The sequence below is a fragment of the Verrucomicrobiia bacterium genome (genome assembly GCA_035765895.1).
GTDB lineage: Bacteria > Verrucomicrobiota > Verrucomicrobiia > Limisphaerales > DSYF01 > DSYF01.
Genome location: DASTWL010000023.1, coordinates 29,759 through 39,992, shown reverse-complemented (window position 1 = coordinate 39,992; position 10,234 = coordinate 29,759). Strand labels below are relative to the sequence as shown.

5 protein-coding genes and 1 pseudogene are annotated in these 10,234 nt (G+C 62.3%); all 6 read left to right on the top strand.

Translation table 11 applies throughout. The features are described 5' to 3' along the window. Positions 1 to 3: 3 nt before the first annotated feature. The 6 genes and pseudogenes from VFV96_04970 (at position 4) to VFV96_04945 (ending at position 10,225) form a co-directional block, all read left to right on the top strand. Positions 4 to 3,123 carry an efflux RND transporter permease subunit gene (locus VFV96_04970; GenBank protein ID HEU5069752.1) on the top strand — a complete coding sequence of 1,040 codons (3,120 nt, stop codon included), beginning with the start codon at positions 4 to 6 and terminating at the stop codon, positions 3,121 to 3,123. Between the two features lie 176 nt (positions 3,124 to 3,299). Then, complete coding sequence (locus VFV96_04965; protein ID HEU5069751.1) at positions 3,300 to 3,881, top strand: TetR/AcrR family transcriptional regulator; 582 nt, start codon at positions 3,300 to 3,302, stop codon at positions 3,879 to 3,881. Positions 3,882 to 3,944: 63 nt separating this feature from the next. Further along, positions 3,945 to 4,268 (top strand): hypothetical protein, encoded by a 324-nt coding sequence (locus VFV96_04960; GenBank protein ID HEU5069750.1) that lies wholly within the window; start codon positions 3,945 to 3,947, stop codon positions 4,266 to 4,268. Between the two features lie 47 nt (positions 4,269 to 4,315). Beyond that, entirely contained in the window at positions 4,316 to 5,503 is a 1,188-nt protein-coding gene (locus tag VFV96_04955) for an efflux RND transporter periplasmic adaptor subunit (protein ID HEU5069749.1), read from the top strand. Positions 5,504 to 5,563: 60 nt separating this feature from the next. Further along, positions 5,564 to 8,695, top strand: a pseudogene (locus tag VFV96_04950) (efflux RND transporter permease subunit). Next, positions 8,672 to 10,225, top strand: coding sequence for an efflux transporter outer membrane subunit (locus tag VFV96_04945; GenBank protein ID HEU5069748.1), 1,554 nt, complete (start codon positions 8,672 to 8,674; stop codon positions 10,223 to 10,225). Before VFV96_04950 ends, VFV96_04945 begins: the two are co-directional and overlap by 24 nt. The last annotated feature ends 9 nt before the right edge of the window (positions 10,226 to 10,234 follow it).

The window sequence follows — 10,234 nt, the reverse complement described above, 5'->3', positions numbered from 1 at the left end:
CCCATGCTGCAGGCGCTCGTCAAATTCTCGCTGAAGTTCCGTGGCATTGTGGTGGCCCTCGCCTGCGTGCTGCTGGTTTACGGTTTTTACGCGGCCAAGAATGCCAGGTTGGATGTCTTTCCGGATTTTGTTCAGCCGCAGGTGACGGTGCAGACGGAATGTCCCGGCTTCGCGCCAGAACAGGTGGAGCAACTGGTGACCCGGCCGCTGGAAACGGCCATCAACGGCCTGGGTGACATGGAATCCCTGCGCTCGGAGTCCATCGAAGGCTTGTCCATCATCACCGCCGTTTTCAAGGAGGGCACGGATGTCTTTCGCGCGCGGCAGATGCTCGCCGAGACACTGGCGGAAACTGCGGGAGAACTGCCGGTGACGGCCAAGGCGCCGAAAATGACGCCGCTGACGTCCTCCACCATGGACCTGCTCAAGATCGGTCTGGTCTCGGACACGCTGACGCCGATGGAACTGCGAGCGTTCGCCGATTGGACGCTCAAACCGCGGTTGCTTTCCGTGCCGGGCGTGGCGAAGTGCAGCGTCTTCGGTGGCGAGGTGCGGCAGTTGCAAGTGCAGGTGTCGCCGGAAAAAATGCGGGCTTACGGGCTGGCATTGTCGGACGTCCTGGCTGCGGCGCGCGCCTCCACCGCCGTGATGGGCGCGGGCTTTGTGGAGACGGCGAACCAACGCATCACGATTCAAACCGAGGAACGAACTCTCACGCCGGCCGAACTGGGGGACGTCGTGGTGACGCACAAGGATGGTTTGAGTGTGCGGCTCAAGGACGTGGCCAAGGTCGTCGCCGGGGCGGAACCCAAATTTGGTGACACGGTCATCCAAGCCCGTTGGGGCGTTTTGATGACGATGTCGAGCCAGTATGGCGCCAATACCATGGAGGTCACGAAGTCGCTGGAGGCGGCGCTTGGCGAGCTGAAGCCGGTTTTTGCCCGGGCCGGCATCAAGCTGTATCCGCGCCTACACCGGCCGGCAACCTTCATCGAGGTTGCCCTGCGCAACATGAAGCACTCGCTGCTGCTGGGCGGCTTGCTGGTGGCGGTGGTGTTGTTCCTCCTGCTCGGCAGCGCCCGGACGGCCTGCATTTCCCTCGCGGCCATCCCGGTCTCGCTCCTGACGGCCGTCATCGCCCTGGAAAAAATGGGGGTCACCATCAACACGATCACTCTGGGCGGACTGGTGATTGCCCTCGGCGAAGTGGTTGATGACTCCATCATTGACGTGGAAAATATTTTCCGCCGCCTGCGGGAGAATCGGGCGCGAACGCATCCACGGCCGGTCATCAGCGTCATTTTGCTGGCCTCGCTGGAAGTGCGTCGCGTCGTGGTGTTCGCCACGTTCATTGTCACGCTGGTCTTTTTGCCGGTGCTGCTGTTGACCGGCTTGCAGGGCAGTTTCTTTTCGCCGCTCGCGTTGAGTTACATACTGGCGATTCTGGCGTCACTGCTGGTGGCGCTGACGTTGACGCCGGCGCTGGCGTTCCTGCTCTTCGACCGGGGCGCCAGCCGTGCGGAGGAACCGCGTCTGCAACGGTGGCTGAAAGCCGGCTACGCGCGGGTGCTGGATTTCGTCATGCGCCGGCCGCGGTCGGTGCTGGTTGCCGTGTTGATCATTTGCGTTGCCGCGTTCACGCGATTGCCGCAGGGCGGGGAGTTTCTCCCGGATTTTCGGGAGGGCCACTTTGTGTTGCAGGTCTATGCCGCGCCCGGCACGTCGCTGCCGGAAATGTTGCGCATCGGCACGCGGATTTCCGCGGAGTTGCTCAAGGACACCAATCACATTGCGACCGTGGAACAGCAGGTGGGGCGGGCCGAACTGGGCGAGGATCCGTGGGGGCCCAACCGCAGCGAGTTCCACGTGGATTTGAACCCCATGCCGGCCGACGAGGAGGAGGCGATGGCGGACAAAATCCGCGCCGTGCTCAAGCAATTCCCGGGCATTCAGTATGAAGTGTTGACCTTCCTCGGGGATCGCATCGGTGAAACCATTTCCGGCGAAACGGCGCCGGTGGTGGTGAACATTTTCGGCGAGGATTTGGACGTGCTCGATGCCAGGGCGCAGGAGGTCGCCACGGTGCTGCATGACATTCCCGGGGCCGTGGACGTGAAGGTGAAGTCGCCGCCTGGTGAACCCCGTGTTGTGGTTCGTCTGCGGCCGGATCGGCTGACGCAGTTTGGATTCCGTCCGGTGGAGGTGATGGAGGCATTGCAAACGTCGTATCAGGGCACGGTGGTGGCGCAGACACACCGCGCAAACGCCGTCACCGATGTGGCCGTGATTTTGTCGCCCGCCGGGCGGCGTGATCCGGAGGCAATCGGCGAACTGCCCCTGCGCAGCGAGCGAGGCGTGCTGCTGCCCCTGCGCGAATTGGCCGATGTTTATCTCACCACCGGCCGGTCTTCGATTCTTCACGACGGCGCCCGGCGGCGCCAGGTGGTGACGTGCGCCACCAGCGGCCGGGACGTGACCTCATTTGTCGCCGCGGCCAAAAGGCTCATCGCACAAAAGGTCAGTTTTCCCACCGGCACCTATGTCGAATTCAGCGGTGCTGCCCAGGCCAAGGCGGCGGCACAACACCAGCTCCTGCTGCATTCCGCCATCGCGGCGGTGGGAATTCTGCTGTTGTTGACGGTTGTGTTTCATAACTGGCGGAATTTGGCGTTGGTGCTCGTCAATGTGCCCTTCGCGCTGGTTGGCGGGGTGCTGGCAGTATGGGTGACCAGTCTGTTGAGTCCGGAGGGAAGCTCCCTGACCATTGGTTCGCTGGTCGGGTTCGTGACGTTGTTCGGCATCACCATGCGCAACTCGATCATGATGATTTCGCACTTCGAACATCTCGTTCAAGCGGAGGGCATGACGTGGGGCGCGGAAGCGGCCCGCCGCGGCGCTGCCGAACGGCTGATGCCCATACTGATGACCGCCACCGTCACGGGGCTCGGCTTGCTGCCGCTGGCGCTGGGCTCGGGCGAGGCGGGGCGCGAGATTGAAGGGCCGATGGCCATTGTCATTCTGGGCGGCTTGATAACCTCCACAATTCTGAACCTGCTGGTTCTGCCGACCTTGGCCCTGCGCTTCGGGCGATTTGAGACCAAGCCAATCGACGATCAGGCCTGACTGTCGCGCCAAGCAGACCGCCAGCCGTCACGACCTCCTCGTGAATCGTTGTAAAATAATAGTTGACTAAATAGTCTAATTCGATAGGATGAGCGCGTTGGTGAACGAAACCTCGTTTGCCAACATTGAAAGTGAAAATCGTTATGGGTCGAGTCAGTGATGCCAAAGTGAGATTGATGGAAGCCGTCAGCGAGTTGATTTGGACAGGTTCCTACGGCAGCACGACGATTGACCAGATCTGTGAAAAGGCCGGCGTAAAGAAGGGCAGCTTTTACTATTTTTTTGAGTCCAAGGCGGACTTGGCGATGGCCGCTTTGGAAGCAGATTGGGATCGGCATCGGCCGGAGCTGGATTCCTTGTTTTCGCCGACGGTTCCGCCGTTGGAGCGGCTGCGCCGCTATTGCGATTTCGTCTACCGGTTCCAAGTGGCTAAACAACAGCGATATGGGTGTGTGCTTGGCTGTCCGCTTCACTCGGTGGGGGCAGAGGTCTGCACGCAGGAAGACCGGTTGCGTGCTAAGATCAGCGAGGTGCTTGAATACAAGCGCAAGTATCTCGAAAGCGCCATTCGGGACGCCGCTGCGGCCGACCTGATTGACGCGCCGGATGCGGCCGCAAAATCGCGCACGTTATTTGCATATTACCAAGGGCTCGTCACCGAGGCGCGCATTCAGAACAACTTGGAAATTCTGCGAGATGCGCTGCGCGGCACGTTCGATTTGCTGGGCGTCAAGACAGCCGGGCCGGTTTCGGCCTGAACCGTTTGAAATTTTTTTGACCGCATATTTGACTAAACAGACAACTACAAAACCTCAACCAACATGAATACCTCAGATTCATTCAATACTCTTGCCTCCAACGGGCGGCGTTTCGTCGGAGCCTGCCTGGCGTCGTGCCAGAAACTCGTCGCGCAACTCCAAGCGGCCAAGGACGCCGTCCTGGCCGAGTTTAGGGAAACGCGCGATGCCCAATCACGCCTGCTCGAACTCGCGCTCAACGAGGCAGAAGCCCTGGCGTGGGAAACGGGCTACCCGCACTTGTTCTTCCCCACATTGGCGCACGAAAAGGCGCTGGCGGTGTCGGCCTGGAACTCGCGTCAGCAGGGCATGCTGCAGCCCGAGCTTTCGCGCCGGCTCGCGGCCTGAATTCAAAGTCGGTTTCCAAACCCTGAACCCATCAAGTTGTTCTCCGTATGATCACGAAGTCCTTTTTGTCTCTTTTACTCCCGACCGTGGCCGTCAGCGGCGCGATGGCTGTGCTGACGGGCTGTGAGCCCAAGGCGGCCACCACGCAGTTGCCGCCACCACCAACCGTTACCGTGGCTCCGGTGGCCCAGCAGGAAATTGTCGAGTGGAGCGAATTTACCGGCCGCACAGAGCCCGTTGAATCGGTCGAAGTGCGCCCGCGCGTGTCCGGCTACATTCAGGAGGTTCGCTTTCAGTCCGGCCAGATGGTGAAGCGGGGCGACGTGTTGTTCGTCATTGATCCGCGCTGGCACCAGGCGGAATTCAACCGGCGCGAGGCCGAGGCCGAGCGCGCTCAGGTGTTGCTCGACAACGCCAAGCGGGAGGCGGATCGCACGGTGCAGTTGCTCTCCAGCAAGGCGATTTCGACGGAGGAGGGGGACGCGCGCATTGCCCGTTACCATGAAGCGCAGGCCGCCTTGCTCGCGGCGCAAGCCGCCCGCGATTCGGCAAAGCTCGATCTTGAATACACCCAGGTGTGCGCACCCATTGACGGGCGGGTCAGCCGGGCGTTGCTGACCGAGGGCAACTACGTCAGTGGCATTGCGGGCGCCGCCACGCGCCTGACCACCATTGTCTCGGTGGACCCGGTTTACGTGTATGCGGACATGGATGAAGACTCGCTGCTCAAGTTCAACGCCCTCGCGCGTGACCGACAGCTCGAAACGAATCGTGATGGCCGGATTCCCGTGGAACTGCAACTCGCCGACGAGGACGGATTCAAGCATCAGGGCTATATCGAATCGCTGGACAACCAGCTCAATCCCGGCACGGGCAGCATCCTGTTGCGCACAGTGTTTCCGAATGACGACGGCCGCATCGTGCCCGGGCTGTTCGCGCGGATTCGCGTGCCGTTGAGCGCGCGGCACCCAGCGTTGTTGGTGGATGAGCGCGCCATCGGCACGGACCAGGCGGAAAAGTTTGTCCTGACGCTGACGTCGTCCAACACCGTGGCCTACCAATCCGTGCAACTTGGACCCTACATCGAGGGGAAACGTGTCGTGCGATCCGGGCTGCGGCAGGGCGAGAGCATCGTGGTGAACGGGCTGCAACGCGTCCGCGCGGGCATGGCCGTGACACCCCAAACCGCGGTGGCCCAGGCTCCAACGGAAGGCGTGCAAACCGCCCGCCGGTAACCAGCGGGGGTCCCGCTGCGCTCCCAACTTAGTTGTTCCCAACCTCCACTGTTTGAAGGTATGAATTTTTCACACTTTTTCATTCGCCGGCCGATTTTTGCCGGCGTGCTTTCGATCCTCATCTTCCTCGTGGGCGCCATCGCCATGTGGAAGCTGCCCATCAGCGAGTATCCCGAAGTCGTTCCGCCCACGGTGGTCGTGCGCGCCACGTATCCGGGCGCCAACCCCAAGACCATTGCGGAAACGGTCGCTTCGCCGCTCGAGCAGGCGATCAACGGCGTCGAGGATTCGCTCTACATGTTTTCGCAATCCACCGGTGACGGTGTGATGACGCTGACCATCACGTTCAAGCTCGGGACGGATGTGGACAAGGCGCAGGTCCAGGTGCAGAACCGCGTGTCGCAGGCGCTGCCCAAACTGCCCGAGGAAGTCCGGCGCCTTGGCGTTACGACCACCAAGCAGTCGCCCGACCTCACGATGGTGGTGCACCTCTTCTCACCGAACAACCGCTACGATGCCGTTTACATCCGCAATTACGCCACGTTGCAGGTGAAGGACGTGCTGGCGCGCATTCCCGGCGCGGGCGAGGTGCGCGTGTTTGGCTCGGGTGACTATGCGATGCGCATCTGGCTCAACCCGGATAAAATCGCGGCGCGCAATCTCACGGCCAGTGACGTGGTCAGCGCGATTCGCGAGCAGAACGTGCAGGTGGCGGCCGGGGCCATCGGGCAGCAGCCGGTCGGCGAGCCGGTGAACTTCGAAATGCAGATCAACGCCAAGGGCCGTCTGGTTTCCGCCGATGAATTCGGCCAGATCATCGTGAAGACCGGTCCCAATGGCGAAAAGACGCTGCTCAAGGACGTGGCGCGCGTCGAACTCAGCGCGGACAGCTACGCGTTGCGGTCGCTGTTGAACAACCGGACCGCGGTGGCGCTGCCGATCTTTCAGACGCCCGGTGCCAACGCGCTTGAACTTTCGGCCAACGTCCGCCGCACGATGGAGGAGTTGAAGAAAAACTTTCCGGACGGCCTGGACTACGACGTGGTGTATGACCCGACGGTGTTCGTGCGGCATTCCATCGAGGCGGTCGTGCACACGCTGGTCGAGGCGATTGTGCTGGTGGTGCTCGTGGTCATTCTCTTTCTCCAGACGTGGCGCGCCTCGATCATTCCGCTGGCGGCGGTGCCGGTGTCGCTCGTCGGAACCTTTGCAGTGATGCTCGCGCTGGGCTTTTCGATCAACAACCTGTCGTTGTTCGGGCTGGTGCTCGCCATCGGCATCGTGGTGGATGATGCCATCGTGGTGGTCGAAAACGTGGAGCGCAACATCGCGCTCGGCTTGTCGCCCGTGGAAGCGGCCAAACGCGCCATGAGCGAGGTCACCAGTCCGATCATCGCCACGGCGCTCGTCCTGTGCGCCGTGTTCGTGCCCACGGCGTTCATCAGCGGCTTGACCGGCCAGTTTTACAAGCAGTTCGCCATCACCATCGCGATTTCGACCGTGATTTCGGCTGTCAACTCACTGACGCTTTCGCCCGCGCTGTGCGCTGTGTTGCTCAAGGATCACCATGCGCCGAAGGACTGGTTTGCGCGCGGCATGGACCGGACGCTGGGCTGGTTCTTCCGTCCTTTCAACCGCCTCTTCGCCTGGTCGGGCAACCGTTACGCCGTGGGTGTGGGTTCCATTCTGCGGAAGAGCGCCGTGGCGCTGGTCGTGTATGCCGGGCTGGTTGTGCTGACAGGTTGGGGCTTCAACAAGGTTCCCACCGGATTCGTGCCCACGCAGGACAAGCAATATCTGGTCGCTTTTGCCCAGTTGCCGGATGGCGCGTCGCTGGACCGGACCGAAGCCGTGATTCGTCACATGACGGACATTGGCCTGAAGCAGCCTGGCGTGCAAAGCGCGGTGGCGTTTCCCGGCCTGAGCATCAGCGGATTCAGCGTGGCGCCCAACGCGGGCATCGTGTTCTTCACGTTGAAGCCGTTCGAGGACCGCCCGGGCCATGCGTTGAGCGGGCCGGCGATTGCCCAGGCGCTCAACCGGCAATTCGGCGGGATTCAGGAGGCGTTCATCCTGACGGTGCCGCCGCCGCCCGTGCAGGGGCTGGGGACGATTGGGGGATTCAAGTTTTACGTCGAGGACCGCGCGGACCTGGGCTACGACGCGCTGTATCAAAACGTGCAGCAAATCATCGGCAAAAGTTACCAGACACCGGGGTTGGCTGGAGTATTCTCGACCTTCACCGTGAACGTGCCGCAACTGGATGCTGACATTGACCGTGTGAAGGCCAAGCAGCAGGGCGTGCCGCTGCAAAATCTGTTTGAGACGATGCAGATTTACCTCGGCTCGCTCTACGTGAACGACTTCAACCGGTTTGGCCGGACGTATCAAGTCGTGGCGCAGGCTGACGCACGTTTCCGGGACCGGGTGGAGGACGTCACGCGTCTCAAAACGCGCAATGCCAGCGGGCAGATGGTGCCATTGGGTGCCATTGTGAAGGTGACCGAAACACACGGGCCTGACCGGGCGATGCGTTACAACGGCTACCCGGCCGCGGAAATCAATGGCGGCCCGGCGCCGGGATACAGTTCCGGCCAGGCGGAGGAACTCATCACCCGGATCGCCGACCAGACGCTGCCGAAAGGCATGAAGACGGAGTGGACCGAATTGACCTACCAGCGCATCCTGGCCGGCAACACGGCGGTCTATGTTTATCCGCTCTGTTTGTTGCTGGTGTTTCTCGTGCTCGCCGCGCAATACGAGAGCTTCCGGCTGCCGTTGGCCATCATTCTCATCGTGCCGATGTGCCTGTTGTTCGCCATCACGGGTGTCTGGCTGTTCGGCGGAGACAACAACATCTTTACGCAGATCGGGCTGATTGTGCTGGTCGGGCTCGCGTGCAAGAACGCCATCCTCATCGTGGAGTTTGCCAAGCACAAACAGGACGAAGGGCTGTCCCCGTTTGACGCGGCCATCGAGGCCTGCCGGCTGCGCTTGCGGCCGATTCTGATGACCTCCATCGCATTCATCGCGGGCGTGTTTCCGCTCGTGAAATCCCACGGCGCCGGCGCCGAAATGCGCCAGGCCATGGGTGTGGCGGTGTTCGCCGGCATGATTGGCGTGACCGTATTCGGCCTCTTCCTCACGCCGGTCTTCTATGTTTCGCTGATGAAACTCAGCACCAAGAAAAAACCCGCGCCGGCTCCGGCGGCCAAAGGTCCGGCGCTGGGTGCCACCGGCGCGACGGCGACCGTGGTGGCCCTGGGATTGATGCTTGCCGCCAGCCCGGCCCGTGCGGGTCTGTTGACGGTGGGGCCGGATTATCAAACGCCTACGAACGCGGCGCCCGGCCAATACAAGGAGGCCGCTGTGGGGACGTGGCAGGAAGGGCACCCACTGGACACGCTGCCCAAGGGAAGCTGGTGGGAAGTTTACGACGACACGGATTTGAACCGGCTCGAATTGCAGGCCGCGGAGTCAAATCAAGCTCTCAAGGCCGCGGTGGCGCGGGTGGATCAGGCGCGGGCAACCGCCCGGGTGGCCCGGGGCGATTTGCTGCCGAGCTTGACTCTCGATCCGAGTCTGACGCGTCAGCGTTACTCGCCCAACCAGGAGCCAGGCTTTGGCACCCTGACCGCAAACACGTTTCACGCACCGTTGGACCTGAGTTACGAGGTGGATTTGTGGGGCCGCGTGCGCCGCGGTTTTGAAAGTGCGCGGGCCGAGGCGCAATCGTCCCTGGCGGGGTTCTATGGCGTGTTGCTGACCCTGCAATCCGACGTGGCGCAAAACTACTTCGCGTTGCGCGCGCTGGACGCCGAGATCGCCACCGTCCAGGCCACCGTTGATTTGCGCCAACAACAATTGCAGCTCGTGCGCAGCCGGTTTGAAGGCGGCATTGGCAATGAACTGGACGTGGCCCGTGCCGAAACGGAACTGGCGACGACCCAGGCCGAGGCCGCTTCGCTCGCGCGGCGGCGCACGGAACTGGAGAATGCCATCGCGATTCTGGTGGGCGCCAATCCCGTGGCCTTTGCCCTGCCGTCGCGGGGCACGAACACCTGGCATCCCCGGCCGCCGGAGATTCCGGCCGGCCTGCCCGCCGAACTGCTCGAACGCCGGCCCGATGTGGCCGAAGCCGAACGGCAGCTTGCCTCGGCCAATGCGCGCATTGGTGTGGCCAAGGCGGCCTTCTTTCCGGTGCTGACGCTCACCGGTTCCGGCGGCTATCTCAGCGGCGACGTGGACAATTTGTTCAATTGGGACAGCCACACGTGGTCGATTGGCCCCAGCCTGTCGTTGCCGCTTTTCGCGGGCGGGCGCAACCGCGCCAACTACAAACGCTCACAAGCAGCGTATCAGGAAGCCGTGGCCCGCTATCGTCAGCAGGTGCTCGTGGCGTTTGGCGACGTGGAGAACAGCCTGTCCGGCATTCGTCATCTGGCGGAACAGGCGGAGGCGCAGCAGCGCGCCGTGGACAGCGCCCGGCGAGCGGCGGAACTGGCGGCGGATCGCTACCGGTCCGGCATCGTGAGTTATCTCGACGTGGTGGACGCCAGCCGGGAAGCCCTCCTGGCCGAGCGCGCCAACGCGCAACTTGTGGGGCAGCGGTTGATTGCTTCCGTGCAACTCATCAAAGCCCTGGGCGGCGGCTGGCACCAGCAGGAATTGTTTGCCCAAACGGCAAAGGCCGACCGGGAGAAGGTGAGCCGGCGGCGTTGAGGTTTTTAC